The organism is Marinomonas aquimarina (assembly GCF_900089755.1).
In the GTDB taxonomy this organism is placed as follows: domain Bacteria; phylum Pseudomonadota; class Gammaproteobacteria; order Pseudomonadales; family Marinomonadaceae; genus Marinomonas; species Marinomonas aquimarina.
In genome coordinates, this window is the sequence record NZ_FLOC01000008.1 from 128,729 (window position 1) to 151,636 (window position 22,908).

General features: G+C 48.7%; 24 protein-coding genes. 10 read left to right on the forward strand and 14 right to left on the reverse strand.

From position 1 onward, the window contains the following. Window positions 1-32 precede the first annotated feature (32 nt). Window positions 33-497 (forward strand): Lrp/AsnC family transcriptional regulator, encoded by a 465-nt coding sequence (locus tag MAQ5080_RS08485; RefSeq protein WP_067208653.1) that lies wholly within the window; start codon window positions 33-35, stop codon window positions 495-497. Window positions 498-597: 100 nt separating this feature from the next. On the opposite strand, the gene MAQ5080_RS08490 is transcribed toward MAQ5080_RS08485, so the two are convergent. The 4 genes from MAQ5080_RS08490 to MAQ5080_RS08505 form a co-directional block, all read right to left on the reverse strand. Continuing rightward, window positions 598-870 carry a hypothetical protein gene (locus tag MAQ5080_RS08490; protein WP_067208650.1) on the reverse strand — a complete coding sequence of 91 codons (273 nt, stop codon included), beginning with the start codon at window positions 868-870 and terminating at the stop codon, window positions 598-600. 480 nt (window positions 871-1,350) lie between these two features. Continuing rightward, window positions 1,351-1,686 carry a zinc ribbon domain-containing protein YjdM gene (locus MAQ5080_RS08495; protein WP_067208647.1) on the reverse strand — a complete coding sequence of 112 codons (336 nt, stop codon included), beginning with the start codon at window positions 1,684-1,686 and terminating at the stop codon, window positions 1,351-1,353. A 67-nt stretch (window positions 1,687-1,753) separates the two neighbouring features. Beyond that, window positions 1,754-2,191 carry an META domain-containing protein gene (locus MAQ5080_RS08500; protein ID WP_067208644.1) on the reverse strand — a complete coding sequence of 146 codons (438 nt, stop codon included), beginning with the start codon at window positions 2,189-2,191 and terminating at the stop codon, window positions 1,754-1,756. Between the two features lie 176 nt (window positions 2,192-2,367). Beyond that, on the reverse strand, window positions 2,368-2,616 hold the full coding sequence (locus tag MAQ5080_RS08505) for a hypothetical protein (RefSeq protein WP_067208641.1): 249 nt from the start codon (window positions 2,614-2,616) through the stop codon (window positions 2,368-2,370). A gap of 402 nt (window positions 2,617-3,018) precedes the next feature. Here MAQ5080_RS08505 and MAQ5080_RS08510 point away from each other — a divergent pair, with 402 nt between their 5' ends. Beyond that, window positions 3,019-3,966: an LLM class oxidoreductase gene (locus tag MAQ5080_RS08510; protein ID WP_067208638.1), complete on the forward strand. Its 948-nt coding sequence runs from the start codon at window positions 3,019-3,021 to the stop codon at window positions 3,964-3,966. A gap of 25 nt (window positions 3,967-3,991) precedes the next feature. On the opposite strand, the gene MAQ5080_RS08515 is transcribed toward MAQ5080_RS08510, so the two are convergent. After that, on the reverse strand, window positions 3,992-4,978 hold the full coding sequence (locus MAQ5080_RS08515) for a GGDEF domain-containing protein (RefSeq protein ID WP_067208635.1): 987 nt from the start codon (window positions 4,976-4,978) through the stop codon (window positions 3,992-3,994). A gap of 230 nt (window positions 4,979-5,208) precedes the next feature. On the opposite strand from MAQ5080_RS08515, the gene MAQ5080_RS17225 reads away from it, so the two are divergent. Both MAQ5080_RS17225 and MAQ5080_RS08525 read left to right on the forward strand, forming a co-directional pair. Further along, the gene (locus MAQ5080_RS17225) at window positions 5,209-5,460 is read left to right on the forward strand and encodes a hypothetical protein (RefSeq protein WP_082861062.1); all 252 of its coding nucleotides are present in this window, start codon (window positions 5,209-5,211) and stop codon (window positions 5,458-5,460) included. A gap of 39 nt (window positions 5,461-5,499) precedes the next feature. Continuing rightward, window positions 5,500-5,973, forward strand: a complete 474-nt coding sequence (locus MAQ5080_RS08525) for a CreA family protein (RefSeq protein WP_067208630.1) — start codon at window positions 5,500-5,502, stop codon at window positions 5,971-5,973. Window positions 5,974-5,983: 10 nt separating this feature from the next. On the opposite strand, the gene MAQ5080_RS08530 is transcribed toward MAQ5080_RS08525, so the two are convergent. Further along, window positions 5,984-6,871: a LysR family transcriptional regulator gene (locus tag MAQ5080_RS08530; RefSeq protein WP_197464591.1), complete on the reverse strand. Its 888-nt coding sequence runs from the start codon at window positions 6,869-6,871 to the stop codon at window positions 5,984-5,986. Between the two features lie 132 nt (window positions 6,872-7,003). Between MAQ5080_RS08530 and MAQ5080_RS08535 the strand changes: the two genes are divergently transcribed. Then, entirely contained in the window at window positions 7,004-7,798 is a 795-nt protein-coding gene (locus tag MAQ5080_RS08535; protein ID WP_067208624.1) for an SDR family NAD(P)-dependent oxidoreductase, read from the forward strand. Between the two features lie 90 nt (window positions 7,799-7,888). Here MAQ5080_RS08535 and MAQ5080_RS08540 read toward each other — a convergent pair whose 3' ends face one another. From MAQ5080_RS08540 to msrP, 4 genes are all read right to left on the reverse strand, one after another. Further along, entirely contained in the window at window positions 7,889-8,173 is a 285-nt protein-coding gene (locus MAQ5080_RS08540; RefSeq protein WP_067208621.1) for a YkgJ family cysteine cluster protein, read from the reverse strand. Between the two features lie 84 nt (window positions 8,174-8,257). Continuing rightward, complete coding sequence (locus tag MAQ5080_RS08545) at window positions 8,258-8,467, reverse strand: cold-shock protein (protein ID WP_067208618.1); 210 nt, start codon at window positions 8,465-8,467, stop codon at window positions 8,258-8,260. Window positions 8,468-8,797: 330 nt separating this feature from the next. Continuing rightward, the gene (msrQ, locus tag MAQ5080_RS08550) at window positions 8,798-9,391 is read right to left on the reverse strand and encodes a protein-methionine-sulfoxide reductase heme-binding subunit MsrQ (RefSeq protein ID WP_067208615.1); all 594 of its coding nucleotides are present in this window, start codon (window positions 9,389-9,391) and stop codon (window positions 8,798-8,800) included. 4 nt (window positions 9,392-9,395) lie between these two features. Beyond that, window positions 9,396-10,385 carry a protein-methionine-sulfoxide reductase catalytic subunit MsrP gene (msrP, locus tag MAQ5080_RS08555; RefSeq protein WP_067208612.1) on the reverse strand — a complete coding sequence of 330 codons (990 nt, stop codon included), beginning with the start codon at window positions 10,383-10,385 and terminating at the stop codon, window positions 9,396-9,398. A 370-nt stretch (window positions 10,386-10,755) separates the two neighbouring features. Here msrP and MAQ5080_RS08560 point away from each other — a divergent pair, with 370 nt between their 5' ends. After that, window positions 10,756-11,838, forward strand: a complete 1,083-nt coding sequence (locus MAQ5080_RS08560; RefSeq protein ID WP_067208609.1) for a mechanosensitive ion channel family protein — start codon at window positions 10,756-10,758, stop codon at window positions 11,836-11,838. 8 nt (window positions 11,839-11,846) lie between these two features. Here MAQ5080_RS08560 and lldD read toward each other — a convergent pair whose 3' ends face one another. Next, window positions 11,847-12,980 carry an FMN-dependent L-lactate dehydrogenase LldD gene (gene lldD, locus MAQ5080_RS08565; RefSeq protein ID WP_067208606.1) on the reverse strand — a complete coding sequence of 378 codons (1,134 nt, stop codon included), beginning with the start codon at window positions 12,978-12,980 and terminating at the stop codon, window positions 11,847-11,849. A 66-nt stretch (window positions 12,981-13,046) separates the two neighbouring features. Beyond that, the gene (locus MAQ5080_RS08570; protein ID WP_067208603.1) at window positions 13,047-14,741 is read right to left on the reverse strand and encodes an L-lactate permease; all 1,695 of its coding nucleotides are present in this window, start codon (window positions 14,739-14,741) and stop codon (window positions 13,047-13,049) included. A 175-nt stretch (window positions 14,742-14,916) separates the two neighbouring features. Between MAQ5080_RS08570 and MAQ5080_RS08575 the strand changes: the two genes are divergently transcribed. After that, window positions 14,917-15,816 (forward strand): LysR family transcriptional regulator, encoded by a 900-nt coding sequence (locus tag MAQ5080_RS08575; RefSeq protein WP_067208599.1) that lies wholly within the window; start codon window positions 14,917-14,919, stop codon window positions 15,814-15,816. Between the two features lie 156 nt (window positions 15,817-15,972). Then, window positions 15,973-17,523 carry an ATP-binding cassette domain-containing protein gene (locus tag MAQ5080_RS08580; protein WP_067208597.1) on the forward strand — a complete coding sequence of 517 codons (1,551 nt, stop codon included), beginning with the start codon at window positions 15,973-15,975 and terminating at the stop codon, window positions 17,521-17,523. Here MAQ5080_RS08580 and MAQ5080_RS08585 read toward each other — a convergent pair. Beyond that, complete coding sequence (locus MAQ5080_RS08585; protein ID WP_067208594.1) at window positions 17,489-20,344, reverse strand: bifunctional diguanylate cyclase/phosphodiesterase; 2,856 nt, start codon at window positions 20,342-20,344, stop codon at window positions 17,489-17,491. The genes MAQ5080_RS08580 and MAQ5080_RS08585 overlap by 35 nt on opposite strands. A 9-nt stretch (window positions 20,345-20,353) precedes the next feature. Continuing rightward, window positions 20,354-21,325, reverse strand: a complete 972-nt coding sequence (locus MAQ5080_RS08590; protein ID WP_082861061.1) for a substrate-binding domain-containing protein — start codon at window positions 21,323-21,325, stop codon at window positions 20,354-20,356. 462 nt (window positions 21,326-21,787) lie between these two features. On the opposite strand from MAQ5080_RS08590, the gene MAQ5080_RS08595 reads away from it, so the two are divergent. After that, window positions 21,788-22,222 (forward strand): plastocyanin/azurin family copper-binding protein, encoded by a 435-nt coding sequence (locus MAQ5080_RS08595; protein ID WP_067208592.1) that lies wholly within the window; start codon window positions 21,788-21,790, stop codon window positions 22,220-22,222. A 29-nt stretch (window positions 22,223-22,251) separates the two neighbouring features. Continuing rightward, window positions 22,252-22,878 carry a uracil-DNA glycosylase family protein gene (locus tag MAQ5080_RS08600; protein ID WP_067208587.1) on the forward strand — a complete coding sequence of 209 codons (627 nt, stop codon included), beginning with the start codon at window positions 22,252-22,254 and terminating at the stop codon, window positions 22,876-22,878. Window positions 22,879-22,908 lie beyond the last annotated feature (30 nt).

Below are 22,908 nucleotides of genomic sequence, written 5' to 3' on the forward strand. Positions count from 1 at the left end.
TTTTTAATTCAAAAAACAAAACTTTATTAACCATGGCTGAAATCGATAACATTGATCGCAATATCCTGCGCCAACTACAGCAGGATAGTCGCCTAACCAACGTACAATTGGCAGAGGTTGTTGGCCTATCACCACCGGCCTGTTTAAAGCGTGTAAAACGCCTCACTGAGCAAGGTTACATTGCGCGGCAAGTGACCCTGCTCGACCCAAGCAAGCTTGGCCCTATGCTACACATGGTGGTAGAAGTCTTTATGGAGCGCGATCACAAACACTTATTCCAAGCGTTTGTTCAGCGTGTGCAAGACACCCCCGAAGTGAAACAGTGTTATCAAGTGACAGGCGAAGTGGATTTTGTACTGGTGGTCATGACCACAGATATGGTGGCCTACGAAGCGTTATGTGATCGGCTGCTGTACTCTGACCCCAATGTGCGCAAGTTTCGCACCCTAATTTCCATGAAGCGGGATAAATTTGAAACCGCCATCGACCTCCCCTAAACGACAAAAGCCCCGATAGGCAAGCTATCGAGGCTTTTGATCAACACGCGACAAGGGGATCAAGAATGTCGACGTTATACTCAGCTATTGTTTCGCTGGATTAGTTCGCTTTATGAACAGTATCGAACTGATCCTGTAGGTCTGAGATCTTGTCTTGGTAAGCATCAAGCTTTTGTGACAACGTAGCTGGTGAATTGAACTCAACGATTGGGTTAGATTCAACACCCATTGTTTCTAGTTGCGCCGACAAAGCTTTTGCCTGTGCTTGCGCGTCTAGGTAGTTATCTAGCAGGTTGTTTTCATCACCAGATGCAAAAGAAGCTGAAGCAGTTAGTGTTAGAGCTGCGATAAGTGCTGGAGTTTTGAAGTTCATATTATTCACCTTTTAATCTATTCAACATTGTGTGTTTTGTCGGTCTGGCGAAACCCTTGGATGAAGTGTTTCGCGTTTCGTTGGAAATAATATTAACGCGTCAAAAACAGATTAAAAGAGCGCCAAAAGGCGTTCCAAAATGCTTCCCTCAAGCTTTTAAAACAGTCTTAATTGGCGATAAAAGCAGCAATTATGTAAAGCAGAGTCGATTCCCCCGCATTTCATTCAAAATCACAAAAACTGTTCACATATCCGCCACTACAATCGTCAATATGACGTGTCGCTCCGCGCATCGTGCACAGATTTAGCAGAAAATAGGTCTAAATACGTTCTTAAAGTACTGAAGTGAAATAATTACTCCATTTGCATTTACATAATTGAAATCGAAGAAATAGAGGCTTATCTATCGAATTTTCCGATAGGTTTACCGCCATGTATAAAAAAAGGGCCTTCAGGCCCTTCACTCGCATCACTTAATCACTAGGCTTTCTTAACGAATTTCGCGGTCACCATCATCTCGCCCGCGCCATCCACTTTGCAATCCAGTTGGTGATCTTTGCCATCGACAATGCGTTTGATCAGTGCCTTAGTGCCAATCTTAATCACCATGGAGCTGCCTTTAACTTTGAGGTCTTTGGCTACCGTCACCTTATCGCCCTCCGCTAGCAAGGTGCCATTAGCGTCCTGTACCTTAGGCGACTCGTCATCTTCTGGTTGATCAGGATTCCACTCGTAGGCGCATTCGGGACAAATTAACAAGGCTTGGTCTTGGTAAACGTATTCGGATTGGCATTTCGGGCAAGGAGGTAACGACATAACACACTACTTCTATCAATTTCAGTAGCCTGTATGGTAATGCCTCTGGCACGGGTAATCGAGTCAATTAATTGCCCGTACTCAGCGGTAGCATTTTCAGTCGTGGGGTGCCTTGTGCGTCTTCTGCCACTAACCACGTCTCAGATACTGTGTAAAAAGCCGTCGTTTCTTGAAGGGCCGATAAAAAGCGCTGCTCTTGTTGCATCAATGATGGGGCACAGGTCATGCGCGTGCTCACAGCCTGATGAATCAAAACACGGTCATCTTGTTGTGACACGCTGGCCGAGTAACGGTTGCAGCCAGATGACCCCGACACACGTCCATCTTCTGTAAACGTTAGCGTGATGTGTGAGCTGTCTATGATACCGCCTTGATCAATGCTTTCTATTTGCCATTGCCCAGACAGCTCATCGACAGATACTGTTTTATGGTCAGGTGCTGTTGCCGTGCCTGCACAGCCTGCTAACACCAAGCTCATTGCCGCTACAGGTATCCAGTAACCCATGACATCGTCCTCTTAGCTATTGTTTGCATAGCTAAAGTTAGCATGGAACAGAGTGACAATGGCCAAAGGCAACTGTAAAGATTGGCCAAGGATCTGGCATAAGCGATAGCTAGTCGCTCGGAGGGACGCTGCTCGATACACATCGAGCAGCACAGAGATGCGCTTAGCAGAATGGCTTAATGCAGCTTCTTTGGTCCGTTGCGAACCATGTCTTTACCATTTTCAAACACTTCAGGTGTCACCCAACGTCCGAGCAGCAGCTGATGGTTGTCATCCAGCACCGCCACAAACGGACGTCCATCGGCATTGTTGGTTGCCAGTGCCACACCCGCCACATTGTTCAAACCAAAACCACCACTCTCTACCGCTAGCAAAAAGGCTTCTAGCTCCTCAAGGGTATCAATCACCGCATCATCATTAATCATTGCAAATACTCAGTTACATCTTAAAACGTCTAGGATACCAGTTCCGCTACGCTGGCTGAACCAGATCTTGATAGGCTTTCTAGCTAGCCCGTAACAAAGTGCTTGATTGCTTGGTTCTTACGTAGAAAGCATAAAGGCTAGCTGAAATGCAAAAGGGGTCAGATTCCAGAGCTACCGAAGCCGGAGCGGACATCGGTAGCTCTGGAATCTGACCCCTTTATTCTATGATCTATCACTCACTGTAGAATTTTACTCTTCAATCAATAGAGCTTTAAGCTGATTATCTTCGCTTGGCCTTTCAATACACTAGGCACATCTTAAAATCCGATCTATTTAAGTCTCGAAGGCTGCATGCCGTGTCACATAAATACATGGATGCTGCGGTTTGAGATAGGAGCTTGTATGTCTACTTCTGAAATGCCCGCGAGCTTTTCCCGCGTGTTTGCCGAGGGTCAGTTAACCATTGGTTTACTAACGCCGCTTGAGGCGTATCCTAATAGTCCTTTCCCTACCCTAAAAGATCATCAACGTATGGCCAAGCTTACTGAGCAAGCGGGCTTTGCCAGCATTTGGTTACGGGATGTGCCGTTTTACGATCCTAACTTTGGCGATGCAGCGCAGATGCTGGATCCGTTTGTGTATGCTGGGTTTATGGCGGCCGCCACCGAGTCGATTACCCTAGGTACGGCGGGGATTGTCTTGCCGCTGCGTGATCCGATTCATGTGGCGAAACAAGCGGCATCGGTGGACCATCTCACCAATGGTCGTTTTGTATTGGGCTTATCGACTGGTGACCGACCTGTGGAATACCCTGCGTTTGGCGTCGACTATAATGAGCGCGCAGATCGTTACCGCGACTCCGTGGATCTGATGCGTACCCTGCACCAAGAGTCTTTTCCTAAGTTTGAGAGCCAATACTTTGGCGAGTTGCGTGGCAACCTGGATATGCATCCCAAGCCCGTAAACGGCCGCATTCCGATGATGGCGGTGGGCCGCTCACGTCAGCCGATCGATTGGCTGGCGCAAAATATGGATGCATGGATTTGGTCGGTAGACGACGAAGAAGCAATTAAAGAAATCGTGGCGGCTCTCAAGTCCGCCGCAGGAGATCGCCCAGCGCCACATTATGGCTATGCCACCTTTTTTGATTTAGACCCGAATCCAGATGCCCCCTACCAGCGTTTTTACAACGTGGTACGCATCGGTCGTAAGGCGTTGATCGAACGCCTGCAGCATCATCGGGAAATCGGCGTGCGCCATATTGCCGTGAATTTAAAACCGTCACGCCGCAGTGCCGAGTCAGTGATCGACGAAATGGGGGAATTCATTCTACCTGAGATTAATCGATAAGCTGTGCGCTGGGATCAGATCGCCGTTAAGCGCTGATCCCTAGGGTGCTAGTGACGCAGGTCAGCACTTGATCGTGGGAACAGACTTGATTACGCCCCCTTTGCTTGGCGGCGTATAACGCCATATCCGCTTTTTCGATCAGTCGCTGCCCTGTCATCCCCAGTTCAGGGGCGAAGGAGGCATACCCAACGCTAACGGTGACGCTCCCTGATGGGGATTTTGGGTGGTGTAAGTTCAGCGCATGGATCTCGTGGCGAATGCTCTCCGCCAAGTCACCCACATTGATTTGGTCGTCCATAATCAAGATCGCAAATTCTTCCCCGCCATAGCGAAAAACATGATTCACCGAGCGGGAACAGACGCGTTTAATACCATCACTGACATGCTTGAGGCAGTCATCACCGGCATAGTGGCCTAACGAATCGTTGTAAGATTTGAAGTAATCGATATCACACATGATCATTGAGACCGCGTGATGGTTGCGCCCCCCCAGTCCGATCAAGAGTTCTAACTGAGCATCAAATTCGCGTCGGTTATAGAGCCCCGTGAGGCCATCGGTTTTCGCCAAAGCAAACAGCTCAGAACTCACGGTTTCAGGTTCTATGATGCCCATCAGTAACACCGCATTGCCGTTATCATCACGCACCAAGGCTTTGGCACGGCTCGAAAAATACACCGTCTCATCTTTGCTTTGATCGTAGTAAGGAAAGCGGTTGTTGTACTCCGCAATCTCTCCGTGGCGGAGCTGATGGTACTCATTAAAGATTTGCTGAGCTAACTGGGTACTGCGAATGGCGATGTTTTGATTGTAATCCCCTGCAATAGGGCAGGTTTTGGCAACCGAATGTGCCGTTAACTTGGGATCGAGTGAGAAGGTCTCGCACATGGTGGTATTACAGTAAAACAGTCCGGGGTTGTCTTCTAAATCAATCAACCACCAAGCGACCCCTTGGAAATCAAGGAGCTCTTCACACATGGCAAAGTACTTACTTACACGTTCATTTGGAAACATAGGATAATAGCAAAAACAGCGCAGACGCACGGCCAGTTAAACATTAACTTCTAATATACGGCAAATAAAACCTCAACGTGCTGTTTTGCGTCAACATAATCAAGCTCTAACCCGATCAAGACGCAAAAAAGCGGCATCTCTTAAAAGATACGCCGCAGCGCTTTATAATAACGCAAAACGTCAGGGGTCAGCCCCTTTACCAAGACTGTCCAACAAGCGAGCTGTACTTCATGGCAAAACCCAATAAAAAGGGCCCCACCAAAACCGTCGATATTTTCTGCAATCAGTGCAACGCACAGCTGTTTAAGTATCGCAAGGGCGGTAAAGGTGCGCTGGTAAAGTGCTTCAAAGAGCGCATTGTCGAAGACTTCACCAGCACGCCCTGCCATTGCCCAAACTGTGAAAAAGAGTTCGCACGAGATACCTTGGTACGTGGCACACCCGCGTTCAAATTTATTGGTGGCAAGGTGTGGTTTAAGTAATACACTCGGGGGGAGTCTCCCCATTAAAGGATGAGAAATATGAAGAAGTTATGGTTAGCCGCCGTTTGTTCATTAGCGCTAGTTGCATGTTCTGACGACGAAGTGGGCGATGTGTCTTTAGGTATGTTTACCCTAAAAGACATTAAAATCTCAAAACTTGAGGACGATAAAATCCCTGGCGTGACCTGCCATGTGGCATCGATTGAAGCCAATCTAAGCTTCTCCGACCCGAGTGACAGCTCGATTGCCTGCCGCCAAACGGGAGAGATAACGCCCGCGATGATCGCAAGCATCGATAAAAGCAGCTCCGGCGAAGTGGTGTTTACCAAGTCAAAAAGCATCTTCTTCAAAACCATGAAGGTGCGCCGTATCTACGACGCCGACAACCAGACACTGATGTACCTGTCATATACCACCAAAGAAACGGAAGGCAGCTTCAAGCACAGCCTCTCAACCGTACCTTTGTGGGGCACTGACGCATATATGGAACCTAACCGTCAAGGTCAGCCATAGCCTTTAAGTGTTACTGGGGGGCACGACAAGGGGAGCTTTCAAAGGCTTCCACCAAGAAGTCGATCATGGCTCGTATTTTCATGGGCAAACGACGATCGGCGGGAAACAAGACGTGCACTCCCCCCAAATCAAACGGCGGATGATCCAGCTCGATGCTGTGTAAGCGCCCTTCTTTGATCGCTTCTGAAACAATAAAGTTGGGTTGATAAATGATCCCTAGCCCGCCAATCGCCGCCGCCAGCAACGCATCGCCATTGTCTGCATTAAGGGTGCCTTTAACCGGGACATGCACATCTGCCTCAGCGCCAAACACCCAACGGCCTTTGCCCTGCTGCTGAGACAGTGTATAGCTTAAACAGTTATGACTGGCCAGATCCGCCACGCGTTTAGGCGTGCCATGGCGCGCAAAATACTCTGGTGAAGCACACACCCGCATTGGGCAATTTCCAAGTCGACGTGCTTTTAATAGGCTATCTTCTAGGTGCCCCACCCGAATCATTAAATCCCAACCGTCTTGCAGTAAGTCTTGCTGCGAATCACTGAGACCCAACTCAACCTCCACTTGCGGATAGCGCCGACAAAAGTCCGGGATCAAGGGAGCTATGTGTCGCGAGCCAAACGATTGCGGCACGTTCATACGCAGCTTACCGACCGCCTCGACTCGTTGCGCACTGACTTCCGATTCGGCTTCTTCAAGCTCCTGCAAAAGACGCTGACAGGACACTAAATAGTCCGCGCCGACATCGGTGAGCAACAACTGGCGCGTGGTGCGATGCAGCAATTTCACGCCTAAACGCTGCTCCAAAGCATCCATATGTTTGGTCGCCATGGCAGGCGACATGCCCAACTCCCGCGCCGCGGCCGACAAGCTGCCCAGTTCCGCTGCGCTTGAAAACACCCTCATTCCGGTGAATCGATCCAACATCCACTTCACACTCACAGTTAAAAGACTTACTAAAAATAGCACATTCTCACACTTAAAAGGCAAAGTTATAGTATTGGAAAATGATTCAAAACTGAGGAGAACACTATGCAAATCGATCTAAGCGGAAAGCAGGCACTGGTGACCGGTGCAACAGGTGGCATTGGTCTGGCCATTGCGACAGGTCTCGCGCAAGCGGGTGCACAGGTCACGATTGTTGGTCGCAGCGCCGATAAAGTAGACAACGCTGTTACGGCGATTCATCAAGCCGCCAACCGTTCTGATTGTCGTGGCATCGTTGCCGATGCAGGAACCGCGCAAGGTTGTCATACCGTGATAGAGCAATTGCCCGCAGTCGATATCTTGATTAATAACCTTGGTATTTATGGTGGCTGTGAATTCTTCGACATTGACGATGACGCTTGGGAAGAGATGCTGCAAGTAAATGTCATGAGCGGTGTGCGTTTGGCGCGCCACTATGCCAAAGGCATGCGCGACAAGGGCTGGGGGCGCATTCAATTTATCTCCAGCGAGTCTGCGTTAAATATCCCATCTGAAATGGTGCACTACGGTGTCAGTAAAGCCGCAGTGCAAGGTGTGGCACGTGGTCTAGCCAAAGTCTTAGCGGGCACTGGCGTCACGGTAAACACCGTATTACCAGGACCAACCCGTACCGAAGGTGCACAGCAGATGATCGCAGAAATGGCGGCCGAACGTGGTGTGACAGCAGAAGAAATGGAAGCACTTTTCCTACAAGAAAATCGTCCGTCGACCTTACTAAAACGCTTTGCTAGCCCAGAAGAAGTAGCTAACCTGTCTGTCTACGCAGCGTCGAAACAAGCCAGCGCCACAACAGGGGCAGCCCTTCGCGTGGAAGGAGGCATTGTCGAAAGCATTGCTTAACCGCTTTTAGCCTTCAGAGGCCTAAAAAAACCTTAGCAACGATAAAAAGTGAAGACATGGCGTCGGCAAATAGTTGCTGGCGCTGTGTGACTAATTTGCGTTACGCTCAGCGATACATTCCTCAGAACCCATCTCAAACTCGCGACAAATCCATGGTCGATTTTCGTAGATATTGCACATCAAATTATCTCGATTCAAGGCAGAGCACCAACCATCGTCCAAACGCTTCATCACTTCACTGCCCCACTCATTCGTCTCAATATGTTCCTGTGGCACGCCAGTGTCAGAGATAATCATAACCTCTAAGCGACAGCAGCAAGCAAGACAAGTCGCGCAGGTAACGTCCGAGGTTGGCAGTGTTTTTATAGCAATCATTGGGGCTCCCTATCATGGCTCAGGCATAAAAAAAGGCTGCCTGACGGCAACCTCTTCTTTGTATCGCAATTCATCTATGACAGATTATAGCGCTACGATGTTTTCAGCCTGAGGGCCTTTTGGACCTTTCGTCACGATGAATTCAACCGCTTGGCCTTCAGCCAACGTTTTGAAGCCAGAGCTTACGATCGCGCTGAAGTGAGCGAACACATCAGGACCAGATTTCTGCTCGATGAAGCCAAAACCTTTTGTTTCGTTGAACCATTTTACTGTGCCAGTCATTGTAGTAGACATAAATATATACCTGTAGATCAAAAAATAAGAGAGCCTTGAAAAGGCGGATATAGCGGGAAAGAGAACAAAGTTTTAAATACTACAGGACGGAGAACTACGAATAACGCTACGTAAAGAGGATGTTAAAAAGACGCTGTGTTTCTAGCTGCGTTCAATATATATACAACAGTTAACCGAGTCAATGTTTATTTCTATTATCTCCAAAAAGGTTCACCTTCATTTGACCTTCTTAGAATGAGCACACTCTACGCTTTACCTAAAGGCGAGAGGCTTGGCGAACGTCAGCCCGCCATCAGAGGTCGAGCCGACTTTGTTATGAAAATAAGGCTATCAGAAGGCGTTAGAACGTTTCTGCCCCCCGAGCAATCGATAGCCTAGCAGCAGCGCGAACACGACTGAAAAGATCACGGCCAGAGAGGTGTCGCTTTTCACTTGCCACCATAAGTGCGCCACTATGGCGATGGCGGCGAGATAGACGAGGCGATGCAAGCGCTTCCAGTGACGCCCGAGTCGCTTCATCATTTTCTTAGTGCTGCTGATGGCTAATGCAAAGAGAATCACTAACGCCAAAACCCCTGCGTAGATATAAGGCTTTTCCACTAGATCCGAACGTATCCAGTTCCAGCTAAGACCGGCGAACAGGACTAAGTAAATCAATAGATGCACAAGGGCGTAGAAAAACGCCGAGAGCCCAACAAACCGTCGATAGCGAGCCAATACCTTTAAGTGTTTTACTTTCATTAAGGGCGAGACAGACAAGGCCGCCGCCATAAAGACACAAGCCCAAATGCCACTTAAGCGCATAAGTAATTTACCGGGGTCAGGAAAATACTGACCTGATAAAAGAGAGCCCAGCATCCAAACAAACGGCAGTAAAAACACCACCAGTAAATATGGTTTTTCTTTTCGATCCCAGAATCTCATAACGTCAAAAATGTCTCTTTAGATCCATGCCAGCGTACAAACTGGCGACTTCGTCTTCATAACCATTGAACATTTTTGTTTCCATCACATTTGGGAAAATCACACCACTTGGCAGCCTTCTCTCTTCTTTCTGCGACCAACGCGGATGATCTACTTGCGGGTTCACATTGGCATAAAAACCGTATTCATTGGGCGCAAGGTCCATCCAAGTAGAGGTCGGCATCTTTTCAACGAAGCGTATTTTGACGATGGATTTAATACTCTTAAAGCCATATTTCCAAGGCACCACCAGCCTAACCGGAGCACCATTTTGATTCGGTAAGACACTGCCATACATGCCGACACTGAGTAACGCCAATGGGTTCATGGCTTCATCGATGCGCAAACCTTCACGATAAGGCCAATTGATCGAACCACCGCGCTGCTCAGGCATTTGCTTCGGATCATAAAGGGTTTCGAAATAGACGAATTTGGCTTTGGAAGTGGGTTTAAATTTCTTCAACACGTCAGCAAGCGGTATACCTACCCAAGGAATCACCATTGACCAAGCTTCAACGCAGCGCAGGCGGTAGATTCGCTCTTCTAAGGCCGCTTCTTTGATAATATCCTCTAAATCAAAGACACCCGTGACCTCAGCCTCCCCTTCGACGGTAATGCTCCAAGGACGTGTTTCGAGCGTTGCGGACCTTTTTGCCGGATCGTCCTTGCCATAGCCAAATTCATAGAAATTATTGTAAGACGTCGTTACTTCATAAGGGGTGGGGGTTTCCTCTTTGCCAAATGGGGTTTCGGCAATGCGATGAAAGGCATCTTGCAGTGATGCTGGAGGCGATAATGGGTTCCCCGATTGCAGCGCAGCAAAGGCCTTTCCAAAACCAAGCCCTAACGCAGCACCACCCGAGACCTTCATAAATTGGCGTCTGTTAAGATATACAGATTGATCCGTTACCTCATTTTCAGAACAGTCAGACCGTTTCTTGTTTTTAATTAACATGGTTCTCTCCTCTGCTATGCATCGGATTGACCGTCAAACTAAGTACTGGTTCCCCAGCGTAATGAATAATTGAATGGCATGGAATGGTGCAGCAAAGCAGTCGGTAAGCGCCAAAGCTGAGATCTCAGCCTCCTCGAAACATTACCTAGGCAGAGAAACTTTTCCCTCGGGAACCGAGGTCCTACAAAAGCACATTAGCGGTATGCCATGCGTTTGATTTACGCTGACGACCGGAGATATGCGCAAGCAAATTGAATGGCATGGAATGACGCAGTAAAGCAGTCGTTAAGCGCCGAAGCTGAGGACTCAACATTCGCAAAGGAACAAAACTTGCAGCGATCATTCATAATTCTCTGATAAGGATGCTTTTATGAATGATATCAGTTCCTTAAACCAGCTGTTTCCAGATTGGGCGCTACCTGTCTTTATTGTACTGGTCATTATCGGTGCGTTATTGCTGATCAAGCGCTTGGTACTGAGTCGTTTAATCCGATTGGCGGACAAGAGTAACTTTTTCTTAGATTCCCTCTTGCTACACGCCATAAAAGTCCCCCTTTCGCTGCTGATTTTCTGCATCGGTTTATTTCTTTTAGAAAAGCTCACATCAGAAGACGCCGTGATCGGCGAGAAGATAGAAGGCTCCACCCTCTACGCGATGCCAATTTTGCTGGTGATTGCCGCGGTGTTTTTCTTAGACCGCATCATCACCGGCAGTATTAATCACTACAGCGACAAGTCATCACTGCTACAAAGCAGTCGCCCGATCGTCAAAGGCATCAGCCGATCGTTCGTTTTTGGCATCGGCATTCTGGTGCTACTGGGCACATTGGGCATTTCCATAACCCCATTAATTGCTTCATTAGGGATTGGTTCGTTAGCCGTGGCGCTAGCGCTACAACCTACCTTGGAGAACTTTTTCTCTGGTGTGCAGCTATTGGTGGACCGTCCCATTCGGGTGGGAGACTTCATTGAGCTGGATTCTGGTGAACAAGGCTTTGTGGAGAAAATCGGCTGGCGCTCTACCTGGATAAAGATGCTGCCAAATAATACGGTGATTATGCCTAACAGTGTGCTGTCCGAGTCCAAAATCATTAACTACTTTTACCCCTCACGACAGATGTCAGTATCGGTGGAAGTCGGCGTTCATTACGATTCAGATCTCGAGCATGTCGAAGCAGTCGTTAAGGAGGTCGGCAAGCAACTAATGGAGGAACATGAGTTTGGCGTGCCGACTCATGATCCGATTGTGTTTTTCCATACCTTCGATAATTCCAGTATTAACTTTACTGTGATTCTCAAAGGCCAAGAATTCTTCCATCAGTTCTTCCTGCGGGCAGCCTTTATCAAACAACTACACAGACGCTTTAAAGAAGAGAATATTGTGATTCCTTACCCAATCCGAGCGATTAATACCGAGCAAGAAAGTGCCCGCATCATTCGCTCAGACGAGTGAGACAAGGCTTAGATTACCAATGATTCACGGCTTAGGTCTTTAATACTGTTTGCGCCCGTCAGCGTCATGGCAACGCGCATTTCTTTTTCGATCAGGTCGAGTACATTTTCTACCCCCGCTTGCCCCGCTGTGGCCAAGGCATAAACAAAGGCACGACCAAGCAAGGTGCAGTCTGCGCCCAGCGCCAACATACGCACTACATCAAGGCCGGTGCGAATACCGGAATCCACGAGGATTTTAATGTCGCCTTTGACCGCATCGGCGATCTCTGGCAAGGCGCGCGCGGACGATAAGACGCCATCTAGCTGACGACCACCGTGGTTGGAAACGATGATGCCATCGGCGCCAAAGCGAACCGCGTCTTTGGCGTCTTCGGTATCAAGGATGCCTTTGATAATCATCGGGCCGTCCCAGAAATCACGAATCCACTCTAGGTCTTGCCAAGAAATCGATGGATCGAAGTTTTTGCCCAACCAACCAATGTAGTCTTCAAGCTTGGTTGGCTCACCACGGTAAGTGGAAATGTTCCCTAGGTCGTGGGGCTTACCATTGATGCCCACATCCCACGCCCACGCGGGGTGAGTCATGGCCTGCATGACACGGCGAAGCGCCGCATTCGGGCCACTCATACCTGAGTGCATATCACGGTAACGGGCCCCCGGCACTGGCATATCCACTGTGAACACCAAATTTTTAATGCCTTGAGCTTTGGCGCGCTCGAGCACATTTTTCATAAAACCACGGTCTTTAAGCACGTATAGCTGGAACCAAATGGGTTTACTGACGGCAGCACTCACCTCTTCGATCGGACAAACCGATACCGTCGATAAGGTAAACGGAATGCCTTTGCTTTCTGCCGCTTTGGCGGCTTGTACTTCGCCACGACGGGCATACATACCGGTTAAGCCCACGGGGGCTAAGGCAATCGGTAGGGACAGATTTTCGCCAAAGAGTTCAGACTCAAGATTCAAGTCTGACATATTTTTCAAAATGCGCTGACGCAAAGCGATGTCCGCTAGATCATCCGTGTTGCGACGCATTGTATGCTCACCGTATGAGCCACCATCAATGTAATGGAATAGAAATGGCGGTAGCTTGGCTTTGGCCGCGGCACGGTAGTCAGTCGATGCTGAAATGATCATAGATAACACTCCATGAATATTGCTGGGTGAGCTAAGTTGCCCACCCTTTTTAGGTATAAAAAATGATTACTTCATCAAGGTATCGGTCAGCTGCACACCGTAAATGATTACCGTGCCGACGATGCCCGTCATAATCAGGTAGTAACAAGTTGGGATAATGGTTTTACGTAACGTTGCCCCTTCGCGGCCCAGCAAGCCTACTGTTGCAGAAGCGGCCACGACGTTGTGAATCGCGATCATATTGCCCGCCGCAGCGCCCACCGCCTGCAGTGCAATCACCGCTGCGCTGGAGACACTTAATGCCTGCGCCACTTCAAACTGGAATTGGCTAAACATCATGTTCGACACCGTGTTAGAACCTGCAATAAAGGCACCTAAGGCACCAATCATGGCACTGATCGCTGGGAAGGCATCCCCCACCATGCCGGCAACAACATTCGCCGTCGTCACTGGCATACTGGCAAGATCCGCGGTGTTCACCCCCGAGTTGATAAAGATGCGCACCATAGGAATCGTGAATACCAATACGAAGCCTGCGCCGACCAAGGTTTTCGTCGATTCCCCTAGGGCATTTTTAAAGGCATTCATATTCTTGCCTTGTACAAGTGTTGCCACCAAGGCCGAGAAGATCAAAATACCACCTGGTAAGTAAAGCGGGGCAAACGAGGCGCTGATGCCCACTTCACCCAGAATGTCTTTAAAGCCAACCGTTACGCTCAACAGCAGGGCTTTAAACTCGCCGCTAACACGGCTGATCACTAAGATTGCCGCCAGCAACACGTAGGGAAACCAAGCTTTCACCAGGCTCATTGGCGCTTTATCAACGTCATCTTGTAGGCTCATTTTTAGCGACCCTAACCAGCTGTTTGGCCAATCCTTTTCATCTGCGAAATTCCACGCTGTTTTGGGTGTTAAGAAGCCAACTTTAGCCGCGCCCACCACCAGCGTTAAGCTCACCAAGCCACCCACTAATGATGGGAACTCAGCACCCAGAAACATCCCCGTTAGAGCATAAGGCACAGTGAAGGCTAAACCGGCAAACAAGGCAAATGGCAGAATGCTCAAGCCTTCGCGCCAACTGCGGTTAGCGCCAAAGAAGCGCGTCAGCATCACCGCCATAAAGGCTGGCATCAAGGTGCCCACCAGCGCATGGATCAAGGCCACGTTAGTGGTGATTTGCTGGATATACACTTCCCAAGTCGAGCCATTAGCGATCAAGGCATTACTGATGTTGTGTACATCAAGGCCGTTGTTCACACCCACAATGATAGGCGTACCCACTGCACCGAAAGAGACAGGGGTGGATTGAATCATCATCCCCACCATGACCGCCGCCAAAGCAGGGAAACCAATCGCTACCAACAAAGGGGCCGCAATGGCCGCAGGGGTACCAAAGCCTGACGCACCTTCAATAAAGGAGCCAAAACACCAAGCAATGATGATGGTTTGTATGCGTCGGTCAGGAGAAATATTGGTAAAGCCATTACGAATCGCCGTAATCGCGCCCGTATGCTTTAAGGTATTGAGTAGGAAGATGGCACCAAACACGATCCACAAGACGGTCACGGTAATGCCCAAGCCTTGCAGCAAAGAAGCCAGAATGCGGTTAATCGACATTCCCCAAGTGGTAAACGCAATCATCACGGTCAGCAGCAAGACGATCGGCATCGCTTTCTTGGCTGGCCAGTTGAACCCCACCAGCAACACGCCGGCGACGACTATGGGAATAAAGGCAATAATGGCTAATAACGCTTCGCTCATTCAAGACTCCTAAGCTGAGATAACGCATACAACGCCAGCCGCTAGCAAAGGCTGATCGCGATGCAGGGATCTCTTCTGTGTTTGATTTATTTTTGTGCAGAGGAATCTATCGGTTTATCTTTGTTTGATATATGCCCATAATTAAAAACATTATTTCCAAAAGTTACATAATAGTATGCATTCTGACGATCTGATCTTATTTGCCCATGTGGTCGAGCTGGGCAGTTTTAGCAAAGCTGCCGAGCAAAATGACGTGACCAACTCGGTGGTCAGTAAACGCATTGCACGCTTGGAAAAAGACCTCAACGTCCAGCTTTTGTACCGCACCACTCGCAAGCTGACGCTGACCGAAGCCGGCCAAGCACTGTTTATTAAAGCCAAACAAGTGGCACAGGCAACGCAAGAAGCCAGCAATGCGGTAGCAGGGTTTGGTGAGTCGATTCAAGGCCATGTCAAAATGTCGGTGCCGACGATTTCGGGAGAATTATTGCTGGCCGATGCAGTGGCAGAGTTTTGCAACTTGCACCCAGGGTTAAGCGTCGATATGTCGCTGGATAATCAGTTTGTCGATTTGGTAACGGAGGGCTACGACCTAGTCATTCGAACCGGCCATTTGGAAGACTCCAGCCTGATTGCGCGGCATATTTTGGATTCCCACTGGATTGTCTGTGCCTCACCAGCTTACATCAAACGCTATGGTCGCCCAGAAACACCGGAGTCCTTGGTGAAGCATAATTGCCTGCAGTATTCCTACCAAACCACTGGTGCCAATGAATGGGAATTTAAAGGCGCAGAGCAAAACTATACCGTGAAAGTATCCGGTTCGTTTTCCAGTGATAATGCCACCGCACTTCGCAAAGCCGCTCTTGGGGGTCATGGCATCGCCTACTTGCCACGCTGTTTGGTTTACCATGACCTTCGAAACGGTGAGCTGATTGATATTTTGCCGCAGCAAGTCGGTAAGATTCTCGGCGTCTACGCGGTGTACCCCTTTACCCGTCAACTGCCGAAAAAGCTGAAACTGTTAATCGAGCATATACGCCAACGCTACAAATCGATTGAGCATTATTTTTGACGCATCATTGCACCGCTTAGCCTGCTGCCCTACACTGGTGCCATCTTATCACTTGCAGAGGAGCGTAACGCGCCGTGAACAACTAAGCCTTTTTCCAACTTTTCTATTTTTGTTGAATCAAGGTGAGGAAGTCACAGACTTCCGAGTGAGCGTGTTATGCTGGTGCTATCCAATCTGTCTTATGCATTGCCAAATGGTGATGCGCTGTTCTCCAATCTATCTTTTTCTTGTTCCCCGTCTGATCATGTTACGGCGCTAATAGGTCGCAACGGTATAGGCAAATCGACCTTACTACGCTGTATTGCCGAGCAGGTATCAGGGGTGTCTGTGTCAGGTACCTTACTGACCTATGAGCAAGCCTCGGCGGAGCATGTATCAGCCCTGCGTGTCATTGATGCCTTAGGACAGGGGCTATATTTCGATGCTTTATTGCGTGTTGAACAAGGTGTGCCCGAGGAGGCGGATATCGATCTGCTTGAGCAGCATTGGCAGGTGCGCGAGCTGGCCACAGCTTGGTTAGACGACGCTCATCTGTCATTGGACTTGCAGCAGCCCCTGCATACTCTAAGTGGCGGGCAGCGCACCAAGGTACGTTTGATTGGCTTATTTCAGCAACAACCAGACGTCCTGCTGCTCGATGAGCCCAGTAATCACCTCGACAAAGCCTCCACCCAGTGGCTCATAAAACAGCTACAACATACCAACAGCACCGTGCTGTTAGTCAGTCATGACGCCACCTTGCTAAACAGTGTGAAACACTTCTTGGTATTGGATGAGCAAGGGGTCACGCCACATCAGATGGACTTTGGAAGCCTTAGAGCCCTGCTCGAAAAGCAGCGACAGGACACGCAAAAGGCCATCAGCCACGCCAAAGCACAATTGAAAAAAGAGCAGCGCGAGCAACAGGCTCGCGAGCTGAAGGCGGAACAACGACAGCGCCAAGGTGAAGCAGAACGCCAATCGGGTAGCCAGTCCAAGCTGCTATTGGACCGCAAGAAGAACAAAGCTCAGGCACAAACTGGTGCGCAAAAGCGCGTTGCCGAACAGCGCAGCCAAGCCCTACAGGTCCATCTACGCCAACAGCAAAGTCAGCAAACACAGGTATCAAAGCTACAGCTATCACTCGCAGGGCAAACAAAAGGCCAGCGGCGAGTTCTGGATATTTTTCAAGGCGTCTTGCCCTATGGTGATGCAACGCCGATCACCATCTCGCTTGAACGGGGGGAGCGTTTGCGTTTGGAAGGTGCGAATGGCAGCGGTAAATCCACCTTAATTCAGTGCATTCTTGGACAACAGCCCTTGCTAGCGGGTGAGTTAAAACAGCACACTGAAGCCCTCTACCTGGATCAGCATTTGAGCTTATTAGATCAATATACATCACCGTTGGCATTGCTACAGGAGCAGCTGCCAAGGTTCGACCTAAGCACTTTGCGTACCTTACTTGGCAGCATTGGCTTACGAGCCGATCGCGTGTTTCTACCCTGCTCACACCTCAGTGGCGGTGAGCGCATGAAGGTGGCTTTGCTCTTGATCAGCCAGTTACCCAGTGAGGGGCTATTGATCCTCGATGAAACCGATAACCACCTCGATCTCGATAGCCAAGCGCAGTTAGCCGCTGCTCTAGAACACTATCAAGGTGCGCTGATCTTCGTGACGCATCAAGATCATTGGCTCAGAGCAGACCTGGTGCTGACGCTTGCTGGCTAATCGTTTGCGCTCGCCACTGCGCCACCCATTGAGGCACGTCGGCAGCAGGCATAGGGCGAGCAATGGCGTAGCCTTGCGCGTATTCACAGCCCAATTCAAGCAAGACATCAGCGTAGGCCATGTCTTCGACGCCCTCGGCGATGACTTTTTTATGAAAAGATTTGGCCAATCCAATAATGCCTTCCAAGATGAGGCGATCGTCGTTTTCATCGCTCATGTTTTTGACAAAGCTTTGGTCAATTTTGAGCGTTTTTGCCGGGATATCTCTTAAATAGGACAAACTTGAGTAGCCAGTACCAAAGTCATCAATGGAGAATTCAATGCCGAGGTCGTCACAGTGATGAATGATCAGCTGTGCTTGCTCCATGTTTTCTAGGGCGCTGGTTTCCAATACTTCAAATTCTAGATATTTTGGCGGTACTGTCGGATATTCGATGAGCACTTCTTCCAAAGAATCAATAAAGTTCTTTTGTTGCAAGTGAATGGCAGAGACATTGACGCTGATGGGTAAATGTAAGCCATGCTGTTGCCAAATAAAAAGCTGCTCAAGCGCCTGTCGAATCGTCCATTCGCCAATTTCCACCATCAGTAAATTGCCTTCAATATCCGGTAGGAAGCGCCCTGGTAATAGCACGCCTTGCTCAGGGTGATGCCAACGAATCAGCGCCTCAAACCCAACCACTTCTAAGCTTCTAAGATTTACTTTAGGTTGGTAATACAACTCGAATTCATCGGCCGCCAGAGCCTCGGACAGACGTGTGACATTTTCATGGAAACCGCGAATTGAGCGATCTTGTTCTGGGTCGAAGAAGCGACACAGGTTCTTACCCGCCACCTTAGCACTGTACATGGCTTGGTCAGCCTGACGAATCAGCTGATCCGCATCCATGTCATCATTTTCGGGGTAAATGGCCACCCCGATACTAGACGTCACTTGCACAAGGCGCCCGTTTAAATCCACTGGCTCGGCAATGCTCTCTAGCAAGGTGTGAATGACTTTTTCCAACACATTATCTTTCGTTGCATCCGGTAAAATAAGAATAAATTCATCCCCACCAATGCGAGCAAACGTGTCTTCCCTTCTCAATAATGATGTGATGGTCGTCGCCAAATACACCAGTAACTGGTCCCCTACTTCATGACCAAAGGAATCGTTCACTTCTTTAAAGCCATCTAGATCTAGGAACAGCAGGGCCAGCTTTTCATTGCGACTTTTCGCCCGAGACATGGCCACACGCAAACGATCACGGAACAAGAAGCGGTTTGGCAGCCCGGTCAGACTGTCATAATGGGCAATACGCTCTAACTGGTATTCATGCTCTTTGAGAGAGGTAATATCAGAGAACAACGCCACATAGTGGCTCAACTCACCAAAACTGTCTGTTACTGCACTGATGGTGATCAGTTCGGGGTAGATGTCACCATTTTTACGTTTGTTCCAAACTTCACCACTCCAGCACCCTTCTGTTTTTAAGGTCTGCCACAGTTGGTCATAGAAACTCTTATCGTGACGGCCTGATTTTAAGATGCTCGGCTGCTGACCAATGACCTCATCGCGCTGGTAACCAGTAATGCGAGTAAAGGCATCGTTCACATCCACGATTTGACCGGCCACATTGGAGATCAAAATCCCTTCGTGAACTTGCTGATAAACACTCGCCGCCAGTGCCAGCTCCACTTCACTCTGTTTGCGAACAGTGATGTCTTGGTGCGTGCCAAACATATCAATCGGCTCGCCCTGATCGTTCCATTGAAACACTTGGCCACGATCCAGCACCCAGACCCAATGGCCATCTTTATGGCGCATACGTGCTTCGCATTCGTAGTAATCTGTCTCACCGTTGAAATAAGCCTTGAGGGCTTTTTCAGACAGTTTGGCGTCTTCAGGGTGTGCCAAGGACACCCAAGTATCAATGGAAATGGGGTGTAACTCTTCCAAGGTGTAGCCAACCATACTGGCCCAGCGTTCGTTAAAGCGAGTTTGTCCGGTTGGAATGTTCCAATACCAAGTGCCTGTGCGAGTACCATTGATGACGTTTTCTAATTCCAAACGCTCCTGCTTGAGCCTGTCTTGAGCAATCGTGATCGCATTGACCATATCACGCACCGTATTGGATAAGTCGTCAATTTCACGATAATTCGACTCGGGCATGGGCGCGCGCGGGATGCCATCTTCATTACAATCAGCGATCACCTGGGTGAAATGGCTCAAGGGATAAATGAGAAGCTTTTGCAGCAAAAAATACAGGAGGGTTAACAGCAAAAATAGTAACGCTACCGTAATGACGGCTGTGTTAACTACCAACGCTTCAATGCTGCGCTCAAGCGTCCTTGCGCCGACATAAACAAATAATCGTCCAATCAGCTCCCCGTTGCTCGAGCGGATCTCAGTGGCTTTACTGTGATAGGCGTTTTCAAGCAGCGCTTGATCTTCTGGCTGAGTGGATGAGTAGGGGCGGCTATTACCCGCTGCATCGATGATGCGGCCTGTGACAAAGTGCTCTTCGCCAACGATCTCAGCCATATTGAAATCCTCCACTAAGATCGCCGACAAGGCATAGTGGTTAGGCGTTAAGATCTCACTTTGCACCAATTTCTGGTATTCGTTTATTTGGTACGACTCCATGAAAGAAGCGAGCGTTTGGCTTAACCGGCCAGCACTTTCTTCCGCTTGCCCAATAATTTCTAGCTCTAGCTGCTCTTTTTGGATTTTGTAGAAGTAAAACGAGTTAGCGATAAACACTAAAGACACCAGTAACATGATGGCGCTGCTGACGACCGTGAAGAGCGACTTTTTCTTACTGGATGACTGAAGGCTCATGGGCAACGGCTACTCCTCACTGGAAAGAATACCAAGGACATTGCGCTGGATAGTGGGTAACAGCTGCTCTAGGTTTTGCTTTGACACGGCCAAGACATCTAACTGCTGCGTTTTGTCCACTGGCTCACCTTGCCAATACTGATGCAAGGTATCCACCGCTCTGCTGCCCATTAAAAACGGCTGCTGCATCCCTGCCGCCACTAATGTTTGTTGACGAATCATGTCACTAAACTCCGGTTCGGCATCAAAACAGATCAACAAGATCTGACCTGCTTTTCCCATGTCACGAATGGCATCCAAGGCGGCTTGATAACGGTCTGAGCCTTGCAACCACAAGGCTTTCATATCTTCGTTTTCGACGATCAGTTGTTCGGTGAAGCGATAGGTTTCTTGATAAGAAAAGTCCACTTGTTGGCGGATATCAGACGCTTTGATATCGGCTTCTGCCAAGGCCTTGAGAAAGCCATCGGTACGCAGTTGACCATTTTTACGTTGTTGTGGGATGGCAATAATGCCGACACTGCCCTGATGAGAAGGCGTTGCTGTCATCGCCTTAGCGAGCACTTGCCCTAATTGATAGGCACCATCGAAGTTGTTCGACTCGATATAGGAAAGATACTCGCCGCCCTGCGTGCCGATATCGGCAATCACTACTGGGATGCTCGCTTGGGCAGCAAAATCTAATACCGTCACGGCGGCAGAGGAATTGGTTGGAGATAAGACAATGCCGTCGACACCAGAACGAGACGCCGCGACAATATTCTGTAACTCGGTTTTGGCGCTGTTCTGTGCGGAATAGACCTGAATATCATAGCCAAGTTGTTGTGCTTCAAACTGCACACCACGCCACATAATGTCCCAAAAAGGAATACGAAGATCAGAGACTAAATAAGCAATCTTTTTGTCTGCGGCACTTATGTTCACTGATAACAGCGCAATCAACAAGCTTGCAAACACGCTTTTGCCTACTTGATACCACATACTCTACTCCCTGACACTTCATTAGACTTTATTCATATAGGAACATAAAAATAAGCAATTTTTATAATCTAATCTGCGAAAACATCAAATTACATGATATTTGGCAGTAAAACATGTGTCATTTCGTAGCAGAACGGTAACGAAAGTTAACGATGCAAAGAGTTCAACCAATTGATCAAATTAGTTTTTTTAACAACGTTTTATGATTGAGCACCTAAAGAGTCCACCATTTTATAGCCGTTCGTCCCTGAGGTTTTCGCGCTGTACATGTACAGTGCCTCATCCACAGAGCGTAGAGCCATGCGATGCTCTTTAGCGCTATGTCGTACGCCCCCTGCATCTGACATCGGTTTTTCGTGTAAAAATGATCGAATATAAGACTTGGGCAGTATTACTAACGAGAAGCATCGCAAACGCACTACATGCTAAAGTAACCATTTTTTCTATAACGTGAGGACCACCATGTTACGACAACTCATTCTCACCACAGTGCTGGCATCTATTACAAGCGTCGCACATTCAGCGGAGCACAGGGTTCAAATGCTCAACCAAAACGAATGGGGCAGCATGGCCTTTTCACCGAGCTTTCTACAAGTAGAAGTTGGCGACACCGTCACATTTGAGCCAACCGACCCTGGCCACAATGCCGCCACCATTAATTACATGATGCCGTGGCAAGCCAACCGCTACCGTGGCGAGATCGGCAAACCGATCACCATGACCATCACGGAAAGCGGATTTTATGGCATAGTATGCACACCGCATATTACCATGGGCATGGTCATGATCATCCAGGCAGGCGCAGGTGATATCTCAGAGTTTAAGATTCCCAAAACGCTGCCCAAGCAAGCCAAGCTGCGCTTTAATGCAATAAAAGAGTATGTGGTCAGCCAATAAAGCGCATCATTAATGGTAAAGGTAAGATTATGGCCGAGGAATCTTTTGCACAGTTACAGAGTGCCATTCTTAATTGCCAGCAATGTGCTGCAGCACTTCCCTTACCTCCTAAACCCATTCTTCAGATACATCCTGAAGCACGCCTACTGATTGCTGGACAAGCGCCGGGGCGAAAAGCGCACCACGCCGGTCGGCCATTTGATGATCCAAGCGGCGATCGTCTACGCCAGTGGCTAGGGCTCGGCAAAAGCGATTTCTACGATGCTTCAAAAGTCGCCATCGTGCCGATGGGATTTTGTTTCCCCGGAAATAGTTTTTTCAAAAGCGGAGCCAAAGCAGGTCAAATATCTGGCGATCTCGCGCCCAGACCGGAATGCGCTGCCACATGGCACGAACGTTTGCTCAATCAGTTAAACCAGATAGAGTTAACCATAGTGTTGGGCAGTCATGCACAAGCCTATTATATGAATCACTCTGGCACGGTCACAGAGCAAGTCAAAAGATGGGCCTATTGGCTCGAGCAAGGCAAAATAGCGCTGCCGCATCCCAGTCCAAGGAATAACCGTTGGCTGACACAAAACCCTTGGTTTGAAAGCGAAGTATTACCCATATTGAAAGATAAAGTATCGCGCACACTCCATTTTGCTCATCAGTGAGCTAACCTGTGCGATACCTCAACATTTGAT